The following is an 18260-nucleotide window of genomic DNA, read 5'->3' as shown; positions in this document are numbered from 1 at the left end:
GACGATCAGGCGGCGACGCCCGCGAGGCTGCCCGAGTTGGGGCCGGCCGGGTCGGTGATCAGGCAGTTGATGGTGCGGTCGCCGCCGTCCCAGCTCTCCTGGGTCGGGTAGTAGTAGCTGAAGTCGTACTGCGACTCCTCGTAGCTGAGGCCGACGAAGCCGTCGAACGCCGCGCTGCACTCGGTCTCGGCCTGGTCCGTCGTCGCGGTCTCGCCCGGGTACTCGTCGGCCTCGGCCATCGTCACGTTCTGGAACACCTCGTAGCTGTGCGGCTCGGTGCACGGCACGGTCGGCACGTCGGTCACCTCGGTGGCCGTCTCGCTCAGCTCGTCGTTCAGGCAGTCGCCGACCCGCAGCTGGAAGACGTCGGTCGTGCCGCCCTCGACGATCTCGCCCGAGGTGTCGTCGCGGGTCTCGCCGCCCATCATGCTGTTGACAGTGGAGCAGCCGCTGAGGCCGAGGGCGAGCGCTGCGGAGGCGGCGAGGACGAGAGCGGTACGGCGGCGGTTCATGAGCTGCTCCAGACGGGGTGGCGGTGACGGATCGACCCCCAGGGTAGGGCGAGCCGGCCGTCCGGGGCTCCCTCCGGCGACGGATTCGCGACACTCTGCAGGGGCGGACGCCCAGCCGACGGTAGTCGAATAGACGCATGGCTCAGAAGACGGTCGCGGACCAGCTCATCGCCCAGCTCATCGACGCCGGTGTGTCCCGGATCTACGGGATCGTCGGAGACTCGCTCAACCCGATCGTGGACTCGGTCCGCCGCAGCGGCGGGTCGGCGAAGGGGGGCATCGACTGGATCCACGTGCGCAACGAGGAGGCGGCCGCCTTCGCCGCCGGCGCCGAGGCCCAGCTCACCGGGAAGCTCGCGGTCTGCGCGGGCAGCTGCGGGCCCGGCAACCTGCACCTGATCAACGGCCTGTACGACGCGCACCGCTCGGGCGCCCCGGTCCTGGCGATCGCCAGCCACATCCCGAGCAACGAGATCGGCTCCTCCTACTTCCAGGAGACGCACCCCGACCGCCTGTTCGTCGAGTGCTCGAACTACCGCGAGCTGGTCTCGACCGCGGCGCAGGCCCCCCGGGTGGTCAACGCCGCGCTGCGCAGCGCCGTGGCCCTGAAGGGGGTGGCCGTGGTGACCCTCCCCGGCGACATCGCCGAGCTGGACGCCGTGGGCGAGTTCCCCGCGTTCGTGCTGCCCGCGCCTCCCACGCTCGTGCCGGACGACGCCGACGTGCGGGCGCTCGCCACGGCGATCGACGAGGCGAGGACCGTCGCGATCTTCGCCGGCGCCGGAGTGCGCGACGCGCACGACGAGGTCGTCGCGTTCGCCGAGCTGGTGGGAGCACCGGTCGGGCACTCGCTGCGCGGCAAGGAGTGGATCCAGTACGACAACCCCTACGACGTCGGCATGACGGGCCTGCTGGGCTACGGAGCGGCGCACGCCGGCATCCACGACGCCGACCTGCTGATCCTGCTCGGCACCGACTTCCCCTACGAGCAGTTCCTTCCCGACGACGGGAAGGTGGTCGTCGCGCAGGTCGACACCGACGCCTCGAAGCTCGGCCGGCGCGTGAGCGTCGCGCATCCCGTGCACGGAGACGTCGCCGCCACCCTCACCGCGCTCACCCCGCTGGTGAAGCGGAAGGACCACCGCTTCCTCGACAAGACGCTGAAGAAGCACGAGAAGCTCGTCACCGGAGTCGTCGGGAAGTACACCGAGGTCGAGAAGCGCCGCCCGATCCACCCCGAGCTGGTCGCCTCCACCCTCGACGGGCTGCTCTCGGACGACGCGATCGTCACCGCCGACACCGGCATGGGCAACGTCTGGCAGGCCCGCTACATCACGCCGAACGGCCGTCGCCGCCTGATCGGCTCGTACCTGCACGGCTCGATGGCCAACGCGCTGCCCCAGGCGGTCGGCGCGCAGCTCTCGCACCCGGGTCGGCAGGTCGTCTCGCTGAGCGGAGACGGCGGGCTCTCGATGCTGATGGGCGAGCTGGTGACGGTGGCGGCTTACAAGCTCCCGGTCACGATCGTGGTCTTCAACAACTCGACGCTCGGGCTCGTCAAGGTCGAGATGCTGGTCGACGGCTTCCCCGACTTCGCGGTCGACGTGCCGATGGTCGACTACGCGAAGGTGGCGGAGGCGGTCGGCATCCGCGGGATCCGCGTCGAGGACCCGCGGGAGGTCGAGGGTGCGCTGCGGGAGGCGCTCGCCGAGAACGGGCCGGTCCTCGTCGACGTGGTGACGGATCCGCTCGCCCTCTCGCTGCCGCCGACCATCACCGGTGCCCAGGTGAAGGGCTTCGCGCTGGCCATGTCGAAGATCGTGATGAACGGCGGCGCCGGCGAGGCCGTCGCGCTCGCCCGCACCAACATCAAGCACGCCCTGCAGTGATCGACCGGGCCGCCCTCGCGACGGGCACCTGGTTCGTGCGCGGCTCGAGCCTGCCGCTGTGGCGCGCGCGGGCCGGAGTCGCGATCACGTACGCGCCGCTGCCGACCGGCGAGGTCGGCGACGTCGTGAGCTGGCGGGGGCGGCGCGGGCCGCGGTACGTCGTGGGTATCGACAGCCCCGACCCCGCGGATCCGCTCGGCTTCCGCTGGCGCGGGGTCGAGCCGTTGACGCTGCTGGCGCGGAGCCGGTGGTCGTTCGTCGCGGCCGATCTCGACGCGGGATGGGCGCTGACGCGCTTCGCCCGCACGCCGTTCACTCCGGCGGGAGTGGACGTGTGCGTGCGGGATCAGCGGCCCGCGCCCGGCGTGCTCGCGGCGGCGCTGGCGGCGTGCGCGGCGGATCCGCTGACCGCCGCGCTCCGCCCGCGGATGCTCGAGGTCGCGGCCTGAGCCGCGCGCACCGTCAGCTGAGAGCGGCTCTCGCGCGCCATCGTGCGTGACGAGCACTCTCAGCTGACGTTCGGCGCCTCCGCCAGCTCGATCGAGTCGGCGCCCATCGGCTCGCCGCAGACCGCGCAGTGCAGTCGAGGCTCGAGGAGGGCTCCGCAGTCGTGCGCGTAGGGCTGCCGCGCCTCCGGGTCGCGCGCCCAGCGCTCGCCCCAGGCGGCGAGCGCGATGAGGATCGGCGCGGCCTCGCGGCCGGCCTCGGTCAGGTGGTACTCGGAGCGGGGCGGGCGCTCCGAGTAGCGGACGCGCTCGATGACGCCGTGCTCCTCGAGGCTGCGCAGCCGCGCCGTGAGCACGTCGCGCGGGGCGCCGGTGAACGCCTGGATCCGGTCGAAGCGGTGCTCGCCGAACGCGAGCTCGCGGAGCACGAGCAGGCTCCAGCGCTCCCCGAGCACCTCGAGCCCCGCGGCGATAGGGCAGGCGCGGGGGGTGATGCCGACGGTCGTCATGAGAGCCTCTCCGAGTGAGTTGGGAATACCAACCTACTCGTCCCGGGTTGTCAGGAGCACTGGTCGCGGAGGTCGCGACCCGATCCCAGGGAGAACCCACCATGCCAGCACTCACCGGAGCAGTCGTCCTCGTCACCGGGGCGAACGGAGGACTCGGATCCGAGTTCGTCGCCCAGGCGCTCGCGCGCGGCGCGTCGAAGGTCTACGCCGCCGCCCGCCGGCCGAAGGAGTGGGGCGACGAGCGGATCGTCCCGCTCGTCCTCGATGTGAACGACGCCGCGTCGATCGCGGCGGCTGTCGAGGCGGCGCCCGACGTGACGGTCCTCGTGAACAACGCGGGCGTCTCCGGGGCGAGCTACAGCCTCCTCGCGCTGTCGGCGGAGGAGCTGCGCGCGGTGATGGAGACCAACTTCTTCGGGCCGGTCCTGCTCGCGAAGGCGTTCGCCTCCCGACTCGCCACGGCCGACGGAGCGGCGATCGTCGACGTGCACTCGGCCCTCAGCTGGTTCGCGGTGGCGGGCGGGTACAGCGCCTCGAAGGCGGCGCTCTGGTCGGCCACGAACTCGCTGCGCCTCGAGCTCGCGCCGCAGGGCGTGCACGTGCTCGGGCTGCACGTCGGCTACGTCGACACTCCGATGGCGGCCGGGGCCGACGGCCCGAAGGCGAGCCCGGCCGACGTCGTGGGCCAGACCTACGACGGCCTCGAGGCGGGCGCCTTCGAGGTCCTCGCCGACGACACCAGCCGCCAGGTCAAGTCCGGCCTCTCGGCCCCCCTCGAGGCCGTCTACCCCCAGCTGGCGGTCTGACGCCCACGCAACATCAGCTGGGAGTGGTGGGCCTCGCTCAGTGGAGGAGGCCCGCCGCTCTCAGCTGATGCTGTGCGCAGCGAGCGCTCGACACTCCCCGGTGGGTGTGGCTGCACCCTGCTGATCGAGTAGCCCGCGAAGCGGGCGTATCGAGATCCGCGATCGTCAGAAGGCCAGGTCCAAGGCCTGATCTGCTGATGGTGGCGGGGTCTCGATACGCCCCTGCGGAGCTACTCGACCAGCAGGCCGGCGGCCTACAGCGATTCGCCTACGGCGATCGCCTGGGCCTCGACGGTCGAGGGCTCCTCGCCGTGGGCGTCCGCCCGGGCGAGGGTCTTCCGGCCCAGCAGCACGATCAGCGACGCGACCAGCACGGCGCCCGCGGCGGCGTACATCGGGAACGCCGGCGAGATCGCGGCGGCCAGGGCGGAGGCGGCGGGCGGCGCGATCGCTCCGCCGAGGAACCGGACGCCCGAGTAGGCGGAGGAGGCGACGGAGCGGGGCAGGTCGGTCGCCTCCATCACGCACTCGGTGAGCACGGTGTTGACGATGCCGAGCAGCAGCCCGCCGACGATGATGCAGACGATGAGGCCGACCCGCGACGAGATCGCCAGCCCGCCGGCGACGAGGTCGAGGGCGAGCAGCACGAGCACCGAGCGGAGGACCACGGTGCGGGGCAGGCGCCGCGTGAGCAGCGGGGCGACGAACACCGAGGTGATCGCGACTCCGAGACCCCAGCCGAAGAAGGTGAAGCCGAGGCCCATCTCGTCGAGCCCCAGCGGGTACGGCGTATAGGCGAGCAGCACGAAGAAGCCGATGTTGTAGAAGAGCGCGGCGCCCGCGAGGGTGCGGATCGCCGGGACCTTCAGCGCGGCGAAGGGGGCGGACAGCGGGGTCGGAGTGGGCCGCGGGCCGTCCTCGCGGAGCAGCGTCGCGATCGCGATGAAGCCGATCGCCATCAGCACGGCGGTGCCGAAGAACGGTCCGCGCCACGAGACGCTGCCGAGGAGCCCTCCGAGCAGCGGGCCGATCGCGATGCCGATGCCCAGCGCGGCCTCGTAGAGCACGATCGCGGCCGACGAGCCTCCGCTCGCCGCCCCGACGATGGTCGAGAGCGCCGTCGCGATGAAGAGCGCGTTGCCGAAGCCCCAGCCGGCGCGGAAGCCGATGACGCCCTCGACGCTGCCGGCGGTTCCGGCGAGAGCCGCGAAGACGACGATCAGCACGAGCCCGATCATCAGCGTCTTCTTCGCGCCGATGCGCGTCGAGATCCAGCTGGTGAAGAACATCACGACGCCGGTGATCACGAGATAGCTCGTGAACAGCAGCGAGGTCTCGGTCGGAGTCGCCTCGAGGCTCTCGGCGATCGCCGGGAGGATCGGGTCGACCAGGCCGATGCCCATGAAGGCGATGACGGCGGCGAAGGCGACGGCCCAGACGGCGAGCGGCTGCTTCAGGATCGAGCCGCCGGCGGCGGGGGAGTGCGGGGATGTCACGGCGTGGGGCCTTTCTCGGGGGAGGAGGAGCGGGTGCGGGCGACGCGGGTCTCGACGATCGAGGCGGCGCGCTCGAGGGCGCGGCGGTCGTCGTCGTCGAGGTCGTCGAAGAGCGGAGCGAGGGCGCTCTCGAGGCGGAGGCGGTGCTCGCCGAGAGCGGCGAACCCCTCCGCGGTGCCCTCGATCAGCCAGGCGCGGCCGTCGTCCTCGTCGTGCACGCGGCGGATCCAGCCGGCCTCGTCGAGGCGGGCGATGATGCCCGTCATCGTCGGCTGGGTGACGCGGACGCGCTCGGCGAGCTCGCCGAGGCGGACGGGCGGCGAGGTGCGCAGCTCGGCGAGCGTCGACCAGACCGCGCCGGACTGGGCGCCGAGCCCCGTGGCGCCGCTCGACCGGCCGGCGAACCGCGCGAGGGCGGTGGCGGCGGAGGCGAGGCGCACGGGGGCGCTGGAATCGGGCACGTCCATAAACATAGCACGCCTATGTAGTTCTGGGAGTGAGGCGTCGAGAGCAGAGCACTGCCCATCTCGACACTCTCTGTGACAAAATGACTCGCAATCCCTCGTTCAACGCGGCGATCACCGATGGAAAGAGTTGTCATGTCCCGAATCGAGACGCACCGGACAGAGCACGAGTACGACGTCGTCGTGATCGGAGCGGGCGCCACCGGCCTCACCGCAGCCCTGCGCCTGCACGAGCAGGGCCGCAGCGTCCTCGTCCTCGAGGCCCGCGACCGCGTCGGCGGCCGTCTCGAGACCCGGGTCGTCGACGGGCAGATGCTCGAGCTCGGCGGGCAGTGGGTCTCGCCCGACCAGACCGCGCTGCTCGAGACGCTCGACGAGCTGGGCCTCGCGACCTACTCCCGGTACCGCGAGGGCGAGAGCGTCTACATCGGCTCCGACGGGCGCGCCCGCCGCTTCACCGGCGACATCTTCCCCGGCACCGAGACGACCGAGTCCGAGATCTCGCGCCTGATCGAGCTGCTCGACCGCCTCGTGGCCGAGACCGATCCGGCCGCGCCGTGGGCGCATCCGCTCGCCCACGACTACGACCGCATCAGCTTCAGCGCGTGGCTCGAGCAGCAGACCGACGACGCGGAGGCGCGCGCCAACATCGCGCTCTTCGTCGCCGACGCCATGCTCACCAAGCCTGCGCACTCGTTCTCACTGCTGCAGGCGCTCCTGATGGCGGCCAGCGCCGGAGGCTTCAGCCACCTCGTCGACGCCGACTTCATCCTCGACAAGCGCGTGCTCGGCGGCCTGCAGCGGGTGCCGGAGCTCCTGGCTCAGCGGCTCGGCGTCGAGCGCGTCGTGCTCGGCGCGCCCGTCCGCTCCGTGCACTACGCGGAGGACGGGGTCGAGGTGCGCACCGAAGACCGCACCGTGCGCGCCCGCCGCGCGATCGTCGCCGTGCCGCCCAACCTCGTCAACCGCATCGCGTTCGAGCCGCCGCTGCCGCGCCTCCGACAGCAGTCGCTGCAGCACCAGTCGCTCGGCCTCGTGATCAAGGTGCACGCCAGCTACGCGACGCCGTTCTGGCGCGCCGACGGCCTCTCGGGCACCGCCTTCAGCCCGCACGCGATCGTGCACGAGGCCTACGACAACTCCAATGCGGGGGAGGAGCGCGGCACCCTCGTCGGCTTCGTCTCGGACGAGAAGGCCGACCGGCTGCTCGCTCTGCCCGAGGCCGAGCGCAAGGCCGCGATCCTCGACTCGCTCGCCGCCTACTTCGGGCCGGCCGCACTCGATCCGGTCGTCTACTACGAGAGCGACTGGGCCGCCGAGGAGTGGACCCAGGGCGCCTACGCCGCCAGCTTCGACCTGGGCGGGCTCACCCGCTACGGCGCGCTGCAGCTCGAGCCGGTCGGCCCCCTCCGCTTCGGCTCGAGCGACCTCGCGGCCGAGGGCTACCAGCACGTCGACGGCGCGATCCGCGTCGGCCGGCGGCTGGCGCAGGAGATCATCGACGAGGACGGCGCGAGAATCGCTCCGGCCCACCACCGCGAAGGAGCACTGCCCGCATGAGCACCCACTACGCCGTGATCGACCCGGCCTCCGGCGCGACCCTCAGCGAGTACCCGACCGTCACCGACGGCGAGCTCACCGACGCGATCGGAGCCGCCCACGACGCGTACTCGACGTGGTCGCGCACCGTGCCCGTGGCGACCCGCGCCGCCCTGATCGCGCGGGTCGCCGACCTGCACGTCGAGCGCGCCGACGCCCTCGCCGAGATCATCGTGCGCGAGATGGGCAAGCCGCTCGAGCAGGCCGCCGGCGAGGTCGGCTTCGCCGCCGACATCTACCGCTACTACGCCGACAACGGCGAGACGTTCCTCGCCGACGAGCCCATCGAGCTGTCGGACGGCACCGGCTCCGCGTTCGTCCGTCGCGCCGGCCTCGGCGTGCTGCTGGGCATCATGCCGTGGAACTTCCCCTACTACCAGGTCGCCCGCTTCGCCGGCCCGAACATCGTCGCGGGCAACACGATCCTGCTCAAGCACGCGCCGCAGTGCCCGGAGTCGGCGGCCGCGATCGCCGACATCTTCCGCACCGCGGCCGAGGAGCTGGGCGCTCCCTCCGGCGTCTACGTGAACCTCTACGCGACCAACGACCAGGCCGCGACCGTCATCGCCGACCCGCGGGTGCAGGGTGTCTCGGTCACCGGCTCAGAGCGCGCCGGCGCGGCCGTCGCCGAGATCGCCGGGCGGCACCTCAAGAAGGTCGTGCTCGAGCTCGGCGGCTCCGACCCGTTCATCCTGCTGTCGACCGACGACCTCGACAAGGCGGTCGAGGACGCGGTCGCCGCCCGCCTCGACAACAACGGCCAGTCGTGCAACGCCGCCAAGCGCTTCATCGTCATCGACGACCTGTACGAGGCCTTCGCCGCCAAGTTCACGGAGGCGTTCACCGCGGCCCAGCCGGCCGACCCGTTCGCCGAGGGCACGCTGCTCGGCCCGCTCTCCTCCTCCGCCGCCACCTCGCGCCTCGAGCAGCAGCTGACGATCGCGCGCGAGCAGGGCGCGACCGTGCGCGCGAGCGGCGAGGTGACGGGCAACTTCTTCCCGCCCGCCGTCCTCGAGGACGTCACTCCCGAGATGAACGCGTACCGCGAGGAGTTCTTCGGCCCCGTCGCCGCGCTCTACCGGGTGCGCGACGAGGACGAGGCGATCGCCCTCGCGAACGACACCCCGTTCGGTCTCGGCTCGTACCTCTACACGACCGACTCCGAGCAGGCGCTGCGTCTCGCCGACCGGATCGACGCGGGCATGGTCTGGATCAACCTCGTCCTCGGCGACGCCGTCGAGCTGCCCTTCGGCGGCGTGAAGCGCTCGGGCACCGGCCGCGAGATGGGCCGCAGCGCCCTCGAGGAGTTCGTCAACAAGAAGCTGATCCGCATCGCGTGAGGGTGAAGCGGAGGCGTCGACTCGGCGCGTCTCGCCTCGTCGTCCATGCTGGTCGAGCAGCCCCGCAGGGGCGTATCGAGACCCACCAGCGTCAGCAGATCAGGCGTCAGCCCTGACCTCCTGACGGACGTGGATCTCGACACGCCCGCTCTGCGGGCTGCTCGATCAGCGAGGGGTGAGGCAGCACGAGCCGCCCGGGGCAACCCCGCGCGCACCCGCCGAGGGCTGACTAGTGTCGAGGGGCGGCGCCCGCCGCCGCCTCGTCACCCCGGAAGGCCCCCTCCGCATGCGCGTGTTCGGCTGCCCCCACTGCGAGGCCCGCGTCGAGTTCGAGGACGCGGTGTGCCTCCGCTGCCGCACCGCGCTCGCCTACGACCTCGACCGCGACGAGCTCGCCGAGGCCTCGGGCCGGCAGCTGTGCCGCTACCGCGACACCATCGGCTGCACCTGGCTGGCGGAGGAGGGGACCGGCGGCGCCTGCGCCTCCTGCGCCCTCACCGGCGTGCGCCCCGCGGTCTACGACGCGGCGACCCTGAGCCAGCTGACGGTCGCCGAGTTCGCCAAGCGCCGCCTCGTGCGCCAGCTGCACCACCTCGACCTGCCCGTCGAGCGCCGCCGCGGCTCCACGGGGCTCACCTTCGAGCTGCTGTCGTCGGCGCAGGGACAGCATGTGACGACGGGTCACGCCGACGGAGTCGTCACCGTCGACCTCTCGGAGGGCAACGACGCGCACCGCGAGGCCCTCAAGGCGCGCCTCGGCGAGCCGTACCGGACGATGCTCGGCCACTTCCGCCACGAGATCGGCCACTACTACTGGCAGCTGCTGGTCGAGGGCACCGATCTGATCCCGGCGTTCCGGTCGCTGTTCGGCGACGAGCGCGCCGACTATGCGGCCGCGCTCGACACGCACTACTCCGGAGCGTCGGGGAGCGAGGACTGGGCGCGCGAGCACATCTCGCAGTACGCGACGACCCACCCGTGGGAGGACTTCGCGGAGACCTTCGCGCACTACCTGCACATCGCCGACGCGCTCGAGACGACCGCCTCGGTCGGCATGACCATCGCCGGTCCGTGGGGGCGCCTCCCCGATTCGCTGGTCGGCAGCGTGCACGCCGTCGGTGCCGACCGGGTCTCGACGCTCGAGATGCCCGAGATCCTTGGTCGCTGGCACGGCTTCTCGCTCGCGCTCAACAGCGTGAACCGCTCGATGGGCAAGGACGACCTCTACCCGTTCGTCATCACTCCGGTGATCGCCGAGAAGCTGGCCTGGGTGCACGAGCTGGTGCGCCGCTCGGCCTGACGCCCCTCAGCCGACCTCCGGCTCGCAGAATCGCGTCCGGCTCGCGGGATCGGGCGGTTCTCGCGAGCCGAACCGGTTTCTGCGAGCCGAACGTTCTCCGGAGTCGACCTCCGGCTCGCAGAATCCTGTTCGGCTCGCGGAATCGGGCGATTTCGACGAGCCGAAGCGGATTCGACGAGCCGGAGGTCGCACGGAAGGCGCGCGTCAGAGCGCGGCGGGCTCCGGACGGGCCGCGACGGCGCTGCTCCGCCTCGCGTCGAGCCGGCCGAGCCGACCCGCCTCGGCCAGCCACGCCTGCCGCCGCTCGGGAGTCGAGTCCTTCACCGGCCCGAGTCGCGTCGCCCGCACCGGCCGGATCCCGCAGAAGCGCAGCGTCGTGCGCCTGACGTGCCGCACCGTCGTGTCGCCGACGAGTGGCAGGTACCAGCGCGGAGAGTCGGAGGTGACGATCACGCGTCCCGTCCGCCCGGTGAGTAGTCCCTCCGGTAGGCCGTTCGGCCGCGTGCGGTAGGCCCGGCGCGGCAGCAGCACCCGGTCGAAGAACCCCTTGAGCACGGCGGGCACCGAGCCCCACCAGACCGGTGTCACGACGACCACGTGCCGCGCCTCGAGCAGCAGCAGCCAGGCGCGCTCCAGATCGGGCTCGAGCTCCTGCCGGCGGGTGTAGCCGAAGCGCATGTCGGGGTCGAACGCGAGGTCGCGGACGGCGAGGACCTCGGCGTCGCCGTGCTCGTCGGCGTACCGCCGAGCGAGGGCGGCGCAGAGGGAGTCCGGATTCGGGTGTCCGTCGATGATCAGGGTGTGCACGGTGCCTCCAGTGATTGATGCCGATCTGGACGTCGCCCATAATATGGACATCGCCCAGAATGTGGACAGTGCCCACATCGACGACTCCGACGCTAGAGCTACGATGTTGCTCGTGTCAAGATCACCCAGCGCCTACCACCACGGGAATCTCGCGCCCGCGCTCGAGGCCGCGGCGTTCGACCTCCTCCGCACTCAGGGGCACGCCACACTCAGTCTCCGCGAGGTCGCGCGGGCCGCGGGCGTCAGCCACAACGCGCCCTACCACCACTTCGGCGACCGCACCGCGCTCCTCAAGCGGCTGAGCGAGGTCAGCATGGCCGAGCTGCTCGCGGCGCTGACCGGGGCGCAGGAGCAGGCGGCCGGGCGCTCGGCGGAGTCGAGCGCGGTGCTCATCGGAGGCGCCTACGTCGGCTACGCGGCCCGGCACCCCGAGCGCTTCCGCGTCATCTACGACCCCGAGGTCTGCGTCCCGGGGTCGCCGAGCGGCGCGATGGCTCCGCTGATCGACGGGGTCGAGGCGGTGCTCGCCACCGCGACCGCATCCCTCCTGCCGGCCGACGCCTCCTCCGCCGCGGCCGCCGCCCTGACCACCGCCGTCTGGGGTGCGGTGCACGGTCTGGCCGAGCTCGTCGTCGCGGGCCACATCACCGAGGCGGAGGTGGAGCCGGCGCTGCTCGCGCTCCTCGACCGCCGCTGACGTCGATCCGCCCGCGGATCATCAGCTGAGCGGCAGGGGTCTCCGCTGTGGGGCGAGGGACCGAGCTCCTGGCTGATGCTCTGCCGCCGTCACTGCCCGACGCGGCCGTCGACGCACTCGCGGAGCAGGTCGGCGTGCCCGCAGTGCCGCGCGTACTCCTCGATGCGGTGCACCAGCAGCTCGCGGATCGCGATGCCGTCGCGCCCGACCCGCTCGCCGAGATCGGGGTGCTGGGCGATCGCGGCGTCGGTGTCCCGCTGCTCCCGCTGCAGCGACGCGAGCGCCTCGTCCACGACCGCCTGCTCGCCGATCGCGCCGTCGAAGTCGTCGTCCCGGCCTCCGTAGAGCTTCGAGGGAGGCGCGTCCGTGCTCAGCCAGCCGCGCCAGTCCCGCTCGACCTCGGCCAGATGGCGGAGGAGTCCGAGCAGCGACATCGTCGACGGCGGGACCGAGCGCCGGGCCAGCTGCTCCGGAGTGAGTCCGTCGCACTTCATGATCAGCGTGTGGCGGTAGGCCGAGAGGTAGTCCTCGAGGGTCGCCGGCTCGCCGTCGGGGCTCGTCCCCTCGCGAGGGTCGTCCTCCGGGTCGGTCCACATGTCGGGCTGCGTCGTCGCGCGGGTCCACCGCTCGGGCTGGTCGCTCATGCGTCCATCCTGCGCCTCCGGACGGGAGCTGAGACGGCCCAGCGCCCGGTGGGCGCCCACTCGCGGCACGGTCCGACGCGACTGGACGCCCACCGGGCGCGGCGGGCCGTCGGAGACCCGTCCGGCGTCCACTCGGGCACCGAGCCAGCCGGGCCGACCGCAGGGCTCAGCCCACCGTCGACAGCACACCGCTGATGATCACGGCGATGATCGTCGTCCACGCGACGATCGCGATGCCCTGCCAGACCAGGATCCGCCCGCGGCCGACGCCCGCCGCCGCGAGCATCGAGGCGGTGAACTGCGTCGGCAGCAGCAGCGGCCCGAGCAGGCTCACCCCGGGGACCCCGTAGCGCTCGAACGCCCGCTGGAACTTGGCCTTGCGCGGCGAGACCGCCGGCCGCTCCGGTGCCCCGCCCGCCATGGCCGGCACCCGCGTGCGGTTGACGACCGCCTGCCGTGCTCCCGAGCTCAGCAGCACCACGAGGGCGACGCAGGCGAAGTTGCCGACGATCGCCGCGAGGACCGCGATGACCGGGTTCACCCCGCCGATGATGCCGATGGTCGCGGCGCCCTCGCCCTCGACGAACGGGACGGCTCCGGCCGCCGCGACGATGAGGGGCTGCACGATGTCGGGCACCTCGGCGACGAGGTCCTGGAAGGTGGTGATGACGCTCATGACGTTCTCCTGCTGGTCGGGGACCGGGTGGTCCGTCTCGTGAGTGACTCCAGTCCACCGGGGTCGCGGATCCGCGGGAAGTGCCCGTCCGTCACCGCCTCCCGGGTGCTTCGCACCTCGGACCCGTGACTTCTCTCACGCCCGTAGGGTGGCCTCGTGATCACCCGGACCGAGCCCGTGAGCGATGCCGAGCGGACGGCGCGCGGCACCCTGCAGCTGACCCGCAGCATCACCGCGACCTGGTGGTACACCGCCGGCGGCATCCTCTTCTTCGGCGTGATCCTGGTGCTCGTCTGGGTGCCGGCGCTCATCCTCTCGAGCCGGGGGACCGCCGCCGTGCTCGTGGTGGGCGTCGGAGGCGTCGTCTGGACCCTCGCGCAGGTCCCGCTGCTGCTCGACTACCGCAACCGGCGCGGAGAGCCGCTCTCGGTGCGCCGGCGCACTGCGTGGGCGCCGCTCGCCGTCGCCGTCGTCTACGGCGTCCTCGGCGGGGTCGCCTCGGGGATGTGGACCATCGCGGTCCTCCCGGTCGTGCAGATGCTCGTGCTGCTGCCCTGGGCCCCCGGCCTCCGCCGCCGGATCGTGCTCGCCGGGACGCTGCTGCTCGCCGCCCTCTGGTTCATCGATCTGCACGTCGCGCCGCTGACCGACGAGGGCGTGAGCAGCGCGCTCGTCGGCTTCTACTCGATCGCGCTGCCGTGGATGTCGGTGCTCTCGCTGTGGTGGTGGGACGTGCTGGTCTCGCTCGATCAGGCCCGTGCCTCCGAAGCGCGGCTCGGCGCCACGCAGGAGCGGCTGAGGGTCGCGACCGATGTGCACGACCTGCAGGGGCACCACCTGCAGGTGATCGCCCTGCAGCTCGAGCTCGCCGAGCGCCTGATGGCGCACGATCAGGAGGCGGCGCTCGCCCAGCTGCGCGCCGCCCGCACCAGCGTCGACGAGGCGCGGCAGGGTACGCGCGACCTGGCCACCCGGTTCCGCTCCGTCCCGCTCGGCGACGAGCTGGCCAACGCGGTCGATCTGCTGCGCGCGGCCGGAGTCGCGGCGGAGGCGGCCGTCGACCCCTCCGCCGATCTCGCCCCGGCCGACGTCCTCGGGCCGGTGGTGCGCGAGACGACCACGAACGTCCTCCGCCACGGCGGCGGCAAGTGGGCGCGGCTGTCGCTGCGACCGGAGGCGGGGGCCTGGCGGTTCACGATCGAGAACGACGCCGAGGCGGCGCCCGTCGAGGCCGACAACGGCGGCGGGGCGGGGCTCGAGGGCATCGGCCGCCGGGTCGCCGAAGCCGACGGCTCGCTGGAGGTGCAGCACGGGGCCCGGTCGTTCACCGTCGTCGTGACGGTGCCGGTGGCGGGGGCCGCACGATGATCCGCGTGCTGATCGCCGACGACGAGGCGATGATCCGCTCGGCTCTGGCGTCCCTCCTGGGGCTCGAGGACGACATCGAGGTCGTCGCGCAGTGCGCCGACGGCGAGGAGGCGCTCGTCGAGGCCGCCCGCCTCACCCCCGACATCTGCCTGCTCGACCTCGAGATGCCGGGGCTCGACGGCGTCGACGTCGCCGAGCGCCTGGTGCGCACGGTCGCGACGCGCTGCATCGTGGTCACCCGCCACGCTCGGCCGGGAGTGCTGCGGCGGGCGCTGGCCTCGGGGGTCTCTGGGTTCCTCCCCAAGTCGCGGGATGCGCACGAGGTCGCCGAGGTGATCCGCCGGGTCGCGGCGGGCGGCCGCTACGTCGACCCGGAGGTCGCGGCCGACGCGCTCAGCGACCAGCGCTGCCCGCTCACCGATCGCGAGCTCGACGTGCTCCGCGCGGGCCGCCGCGGCGAGACCACCGGCCAGATCGCGCGCGCCCTGTCGCTCGCCCCCGGCACTGTGCGCAACCACGTCTCGGCCGTGCTGGCGAAGCTCGCCGTCCGCACCCGCCAGCAGGCCGTCCTGCTCGCGGAGGAGCGCGGCTGGCTCTGACCGCGGCCTCCCGTCCGCTCGCACGACGCGAGGGAACCCGATCCGTCGAGGTGGCCACGGAGTACTGGCCCCCTCGACGGTCTGGGGATCCCGCGGTGGAGCCGCCGCCCTACTTCTTCTTCAGCGACGACTCCTTGTGCGCGGCCTTCGCGTCGGTCTTGTCGCTCTGGACGATCCAGTACGGCTCGTCGTCCGAGGCCTTGAACGTCTGGCCCTCGAACTGGAACTCCTTCGTCCTCTTCTCGACGAGCTTCCCGTGGGTCTCGCCCTGCGAGGTGTTCCAGCTGATCTTGTCGCCCTTCTTCATGAGGAGCGTCCCTTCTCTCAGTGCCGCGGAAACGCGGTCGTGGCATCGCGCGGGAGCGCGATCGTGGTGGTGACGTCGACGATCGCCGGGGCGGCCGGCGCCGAAGAGAAGCCGAAGCGCACGGGAGGCGACAGCGGCCGGAGCGACCCGAGGGCGACCCCGTCGAGCGACGCGTCGACCCCGAGCACGCGGCGGATCGTCCGCACTCCGTAGTACTCGCGGCGGCCGTTCCCGGCCGATCCGGCCGTGCTCACTCCGCGCACGAGCAGCGAGGCGGCCGGCGAGATCGCGGTCAGCCACGCGGGGTGCTCGGCGATCGCGCCCGGCACGATCCGCAGCAGGCGCCCGAGCGGAGTGAGCCCCCCGAGCCGCAGCGCCGCATGCAGCGGGCCGGCCGAGACCGACAGTCCGCCGTCGACCCGCCGCCACGAGACCGGTGCCACCCGCACGTCGTCGAAGGAGTAGGTCGAGGCGATGAACTCGGCGACGTCGTCCGAGGGGGCGATCAGCATCCGGTGCCCGTCGCCCCGCTCGATCATCGCGTCCGCGAAGGCGCCGTACGGAGTCGACTCCCAGAGCCCGAGCACCACGCGGGTGCCCGAGGCCGTGCCGAACCCCGCGATGCGCCCGCTGAAGCGCAGCCGCCGCGAGGCTCGGCCGGGCATCAGGCGGCCGAGCGCAGCAGCGTGAACGAGCCGTCGCGCACGATGAGCGTCGTGACCTCGCCCTCGACGACCTGGCCGGGATCGCTCGAGGACGCGAGCACCCACTCCTTGCCCGGCGCCTCCGGGACGGTGAACTCGACCCCGTTCTCGGCCGCGTTCATCAGCAGGGCGAAGGAGTCGCTGCCCTCGTGGGTGAACACGAAGGTGATGGAGCGCGCGTCGGGGTTGTCCCAGTCCTCGTCGGCGAAGCCGTTGGCATCCGAGCGGAGGATGTCGACCGCGTCGGGGCCACCCTCGCCCGGAGCGCGCCGGAACCACTTCGGGCGCAGGGCGGGCTCGGCCTTGCGCAGCGCGATCAGCTCGCGGGTGAAGGCCAGCAGCTCGCGGTCGGCGTTCTCCCAGTCGAACCACGAGATCTCGTCGTCCTGGCAGTAGGCGTTGTTGTTGCCGCCCTGGGTGCGGGCGATCTCGTCGCCGCCGAGGATCATCGGCACGCCCGCCGAGAGCAGGAGCGTCGCGAGGAAGTTCCGGCGCATCCGATCGCGGCGCTCGTTGACCGCCTCGTTCTCGGTCGGTCCCTCCGCACCGTTGTTGGAGGAGCGGTTGTCGCTCTCGCCGTCGTTGTTGTCCTCGCCGTTGGCCGCGTTGTGCTTGCGCGAGTAGGCGGTGAGGTCGGCGAGGGTGAAGCCGTCGTGCGCGGTGACGAAGTTGACGCTCGAGACGGGGGAGCGCTTGTCGGCCTCGTACACGTCGGGCGAGCCGAGGATCCGCTGCGCCGTCGTGCCGAGCACCGAGTCGGCGCCGTGCCAGAAGTCGCGCACGTCGTCGCGGAACTTCCCGTTCCACTCCGACCAGTCGGCCGGGAACCCGCCGACCTGGTAGCCGGCGGTGTCCCACGGCTCGGCGATCATCTTGACCGGTGCGAGCACCGGGTCCTGCGCGATCAGGTCGAGGAACGCGCTGTGCACCTCCGCCTCGCCGGTCTGACGGGTCAGCGTCGTGGCGAGGTCGAAGCGGAAGCCGTCGATGTGCATCTCGGTGACCCAGTAGCGCAGCGAGTCCATGATCAGACCGAGCGCAGCGGGGTGCGCGACGTTGAGGCTGTTGCCGGTGCCCGTGGTGTCGAAGTAGTTCGCGCGGTCCTCCTCGACGAGGCGGTAGTAGGAGCCGTTGTCGATGCCCTTGAATGAGAGGGTCGGCCCCTTGTCGTTGCCCTCGGCGGTGTGGTTGTAGACCACGTCGAGGATGACCTCGAGGCCCGCGTCGTGGAACGCCTTGACCATGGCCTTGAACTCGTCGACCTGCGAGCCGTCGTCGCCGGCGTGCGAGTACTCGTTGTGCGGCGCGAAGAAGCCGAGGGAGTTGTAGCCCCAGTAGTTGCGCAGCCCCTTCTCCTCGAGGTGCGAGTCCTGCACGAACTGGTGCACGGGCAGCAGCTCGACCGAGGTCACGCCGAGGTCGGTGAAGTGCTTGATCGCGGCGGGGTGGCCGAGCGCGCGGTAGGTGCCGCGGATGTCCTCGGGGATGTCGGGGTGCAGCTTCGTGAAGCCCTTCACGTGCACCTCGTAGATCACGGTCTCCTCGAGCGGGATGCGCGGCGCGACGTCGCCGCTCCAGTCGAAGGAGGTCGGGTCGGTGACGACGCAGCGCGGCACCGCCGCGGCGTCGTCGGCGTCGTTGCGCTTCTCGGCGTCCTCGTAGAACTGCCCGAAGACGTCCTCGGACCAGGTGTAGGAGCCCTCGATCGCGGTCGCGTGCGGGTCGAGCAGCAGCTTCGCGGCGTTGTGGCGGAGGCCGTTGGCGGGGTCCCAGGGGCCGTCGACGCGCAGGCCGTAGCGGGTGCCGACCGTCATGCCCTGGACGATGCCGTGGAAGACGTGGCCGGTGCGCTCGGTGAGCGTGACGCGGGTCTCGGCTCCGGAGTCGTCGAAGAGGCAGACCTCGACGCTGTCCGCGGTCTCGGAGTAGAGGGCGACGTTGGCGGACTCGCCGTCGCCGCGGAGGGAGACGCCGAGCGGATAGGGGAAGGAGCGGGGAGTAGCGGGCATGCGACCATCCTGACGGGGCGCCTCCGGGCGCTTCGCATCCTTGCCCGCACGGCTCGCGCCCGGTAACCTTCCGGACCCCTTCCGTGGA

19 protein-coding genes are annotated in these 18260 nt (G+C 72.1%); 9 read left to right on the top strand and 10 right to left on the bottom strand.

Features of this window, described 5'->3' with window-relative positions; translation table 11 throughout:
• Positions 1–5: 5 nt before the first annotated feature.
• Positions 6–512 carry a septum formation family protein gene (locus GRS92_RS02565; protein WP_159852975.1) on the bottom strand — a complete coding sequence of 169 codons (507 nt, stop codon included), beginning with the start codon at positions 510–512 and terminating at the stop codon, positions 6–8.
• A 137-nt stretch (positions 513–649) separates the two neighbouring features.
• Here GRS92_RS02565 and GRS92_RS02560 point away from each other — a divergent pair, with 137 nt between their 5' ends.
• Positions 650–2401 carry a pyruvate dehydrogenase gene (locus GRS92_RS02560; protein WP_159852974.1) on the top strand — a complete coding sequence of 584 codons (1752 nt, stop codon included), beginning with the start codon at positions 650–652 and terminating at the stop codon, positions 2399–2401.
• On the top strand, positions 2398–2850 hold the full coding sequence (locus GRS92_RS02555) for a hypothetical protein (RefSeq protein ID WP_159852973.1): 453 nt from the start codon (positions 2398–2400) through the stop codon (positions 2848–2850). The genes GRS92_RS02560 and GRS92_RS02555 overlap by 4 nt, the downstream gene beginning before the upstream one ends.
• Positions 2851–2909: 59 nt before the next feature.
• Here the strand turns inward: GRS92_RS02555 and GRS92_RS02550 are convergent, their stop codons facing one another.
• Complete coding sequence (locus GRS92_RS02550) at positions 2910–3356, bottom strand: winged helix-turn-helix transcriptional regulator (RefSeq protein WP_159852972.1); 447 nt, start codon at positions 3354–3356, stop codon at positions 2910–2912.
• 101 nt (positions 3357–3457) lie between these two features.
• Here GRS92_RS02550 and GRS92_RS02545 point away from each other — a divergent pair, with 101 nt between their 5' ends.
• Complete coding sequence (locus tag GRS92_RS02545; protein WP_159852971.1) at positions 3458–4162, top strand: SDR family oxidoreductase; 705 nt, start codon at positions 3458–3460, stop codon at positions 4160–4162.
• A 254-nt stretch (positions 4163–4416) separates the two neighbouring features.
• Here the strand turns inward: GRS92_RS02545 and GRS92_RS02540 are convergent, their stop codons facing one another.
• Both GRS92_RS02540 and GRS92_RS02535 read right to left on the bottom strand, forming a co-directional pair.
• Positions 4417–5658 (bottom strand): MFS transporter, encoded by a 1242-nt coding sequence (locus tag GRS92_RS02540; protein ID WP_235021778.1) that lies wholly within the window; start codon positions 5656–5658, stop codon positions 4417–4419.
• Positions 5655–6119, bottom strand: coding sequence for a MarR family winged helix-turn-helix transcriptional regulator (locus GRS92_RS02535; protein WP_159852970.1), 465 nt, complete (start codon positions 6117–6119; stop codon positions 5655–5657). Before GRS92_RS02535 ends, GRS92_RS02540 begins: the two co-directional genes overlap by 4 nt.
• Before the next feature lie 138 nt (positions 6120–6257).
• Here GRS92_RS02535 and GRS92_RS02530 point away from each other — a divergent pair, with 138 nt between their 5' ends.
• From GRS92_RS02530 to GRS92_RS02520, 3 genes are all read left to right on the top strand, one after another.
• Complete coding sequence (locus GRS92_RS02530) at positions 6258–7682, top strand: flavin monoamine oxidase family protein (protein ID WP_159852968.1); 1425 nt, start codon at positions 6258–6260, stop codon at positions 7680–7682.
• Positions 7679–9061 carry an NAD-dependent succinate-semialdehyde dehydrogenase gene (locus GRS92_RS02525; protein WP_159852967.1) on the top strand — a complete coding sequence of 461 codons (1383 nt, stop codon included), beginning with the start codon at positions 7679–7681 and terminating at the stop codon, positions 9059–9061. The genes GRS92_RS02530 and GRS92_RS02525 overlap by 4 nt, the downstream gene beginning before the upstream one ends.
• A 286-nt stretch (positions 9062–9347) precedes the next feature.
• Complete coding sequence (locus GRS92_RS02520) at positions 9348–10361, top strand: zinc-binding metallopeptidase family protein (RefSeq protein WP_159852966.1); 1014 nt, start codon at positions 9348–9350, stop codon at positions 10359–10361.
• Between the two features lie 204 nt (positions 10362–10565).
• Here GRS92_RS02520 and GRS92_RS02515 read toward each other — a convergent pair whose 3' ends face one another.
• Positions 10566–11168 (bottom strand): NAD(P)H-dependent oxidoreductase, encoded by a 603-nt coding sequence (locus tag GRS92_RS02515; RefSeq protein ID WP_204162344.1) that lies wholly within the window; start codon positions 11166–11168, stop codon positions 10566–10568.
• A 112-nt stretch (positions 11169–11280) separates the two neighbouring features.
• Between GRS92_RS02515 and GRS92_RS02510 the strand changes: the two genes are divergently transcribed.
• Positions 11281–11865: a TetR/AcrR family transcriptional regulator gene (locus tag GRS92_RS02510; RefSeq protein WP_235021777.1), complete on the top strand. Its 585-nt coding sequence runs from the start codon at positions 11281–11283 to the stop codon at positions 11863–11865.
• 89 nt (positions 11866–11954) lie between these two features.
• Here GRS92_RS02510 and GRS92_RS02505 read toward each other — a convergent pair whose 3' ends face one another.
• Together GRS92_RS02505 and GRS92_RS02500 are read right to left on the bottom strand one after the other, a co-directional pair.
• Entirely contained in the window at positions 11955–12509 is a 555-nt protein-coding gene (locus GRS92_RS02505; protein ID WP_159852963.1) for a DinB family protein, read from the bottom strand.
• A gap of 166 nt (positions 12510–12675) precedes the next feature.
• Positions 12676–13185 carry a small multidrug efflux protein gene (locus GRS92_RS02500; protein ID WP_159852962.1) on the bottom strand — a complete coding sequence of 170 codons (510 nt, stop codon included), beginning with the start codon at positions 13183–13185 and terminating at the stop codon, positions 12676–12678.
• Positions 13186–13341: 156 nt separating this feature from the next.
• Here GRS92_RS02500 and GRS92_RS02495 point away from each other — a divergent pair, with 156 nt between their 5' ends.
• The gene (locus GRS92_RS02495) at positions 13342–14553 is read left to right on the top strand and encodes a sensor histidine kinase (RefSeq protein ID WP_235021776.1); all 1212 of its coding nucleotides are present in this window, start codon (positions 13342–13344) and stop codon (positions 14551–14553) included.
• Positions 14550–15152 (top strand): response regulator transcription factor, encoded by a 603-nt coding sequence (locus GRS92_RS02490; protein ID WP_159852961.1) that lies wholly within the window; start codon positions 14550–14552, stop codon positions 15150–15152. The genes GRS92_RS02495 and GRS92_RS02490 overlap by 4 nt, the downstream gene beginning before the upstream one ends.
• A gap of 109 nt (positions 15153–15261) precedes the next feature.
• On the opposite strand, the gene GRS92_RS02485 is transcribed toward GRS92_RS02490, so the two are convergent.
• The 3 genes from GRS92_RS02485 to glgX are packed head-to-tail and all read right to left on the bottom strand — an operon-like array spanning position 15262 to position 18172.
• Positions 15262–15459, bottom strand: a complete 198-nt coding sequence (locus GRS92_RS02485; protein ID WP_159852960.1) for a DUF2945 domain-containing protein — start codon at positions 15457–15459, stop codon at positions 15262–15264.
• 17 nt (positions 15460–15476) lie between these two features.
• The gene (locus GRS92_RS02480; protein ID WP_159852958.1) at positions 15477–16124 is read right to left on the bottom strand and encodes a hypothetical protein; all 648 of its coding nucleotides are present in this window, start codon (positions 16122–16124) and stop codon (positions 15477–15479) included.
• Positions 16124–18172, bottom strand: a complete 2049-nt coding sequence (gene glgX / locus GRS92_RS02475) for a glycogen debranching protein GlgX (protein ID WP_159852956.1) — start codon at positions 18170–18172, stop codon at positions 16124–16126. The genes GRS92_RS02480 and glgX overlap by 1 nt, the downstream gene beginning before the upstream one ends.
• Positions 18173–18260: the final 88 nt, after the last annotated feature.

Source organism: Rathayibacter sp. VKM Ac-2754 (assembly GCF_009807095.1).
Classification (GTDB): domain Bacteria; phylum Actinomycetota; class Actinomycetes; order Actinomycetales; family Microbacteriaceae; genus Rathayibacter.
Note: the sequence above shows the minus strand (reverse complement) of the source record. Positions and strands in the feature narration are given on the sequence as shown.

Bases quoted from the DNA above. Each gene is read 5' to 3' on its own strand.
- GRS92_RS02565 (WP_159852975.1), bottom strand. From the start codon at position 512: ATGAACCGCCGCCGTACCGCTCTCGTCCTCGCCGCCTCCGCAGCGCTC.
- GRS92_RS02560 (WP_159852974.1), top strand. From the start codon at position 650: ATGGCTCAGAAGACGGTCGCGGACCAGCTCATCGCCCAGCTCATCGAC.
- GRS92_RS02550 (WP_159852972.1), bottom strand. From the start codon at position 3,356: ATGACGACCGTCGGCATCACCCCCCGCGCCTGCCCTATCGCCGCGGGG.
- GRS92_RS02545 (WP_159852971.1), top strand. From the start codon at position 3,458: ATGCCAGCACTCACCGGAGCAGTCGTCCTCGTCACCGGGGCGAACGGA.
- GRS92_RS02530 (WP_159852968.1), top strand. From the start codon at position 6,258: ATGTCCCGAATCGAGACGCACCGGACAGAGCACGAGTACGACGTCGTC.
- GRS92_RS02525 (WP_159852967.1), top strand. From the start codon at position 7,679: ATGAGCACCCACTACGCCGTGATCGACCCGGCCTCCGGCGCGACCCTC.
- GRS92_RS02520 (WP_159852966.1), top strand. From the start codon at position 9,348: ATGCGCGTGTTCGGCTGCCCCCACTGCGAGGCCCGCGTCGAGTTCGAG.
- GRS92_RS02505 (WP_159852963.1), bottom strand. From the start codon at position 12,509: ATGAGCGACCAGCCCGAGCGGTGGACCCGCGCGACGACGCAGCCCGAC.
- GRS92_RS02500 (WP_159852962.1), bottom strand. From the start codon at position 13,185: ATGAGCGTCATCACCACCTTCCAGGACCTCGTCGCCGAGGTGCCCGAC.
- GRS92_RS02490 (WP_159852961.1), top strand. From the start codon at position 14,550: ATGATCCGCGTGCTGATCGCCGACGACGAGGCGATGATCCGCTCGGCT.
- GRS92_RS02485 (WP_159852960.1), bottom strand. From the start codon at position 15,459: ATGAAGAAGGGCGACAAGATCAGCTGGAACACCTCGCAGGGCGAGACC.
- GRS92_RS02480 (WP_159852958.1), bottom strand. From the start codon at position 16,124: ATGCCCGGCCGAGCCTCGCGGCGGCTGCGCTTCAGCGGGCGCATCGCG.
- glgX (WP_159852956.1), bottom strand. From the start codon at position 18,172: ATGCCCGCTACTCCCCGCTCCTTCCCCTATCCGCTCGGCGTCTCCCTC.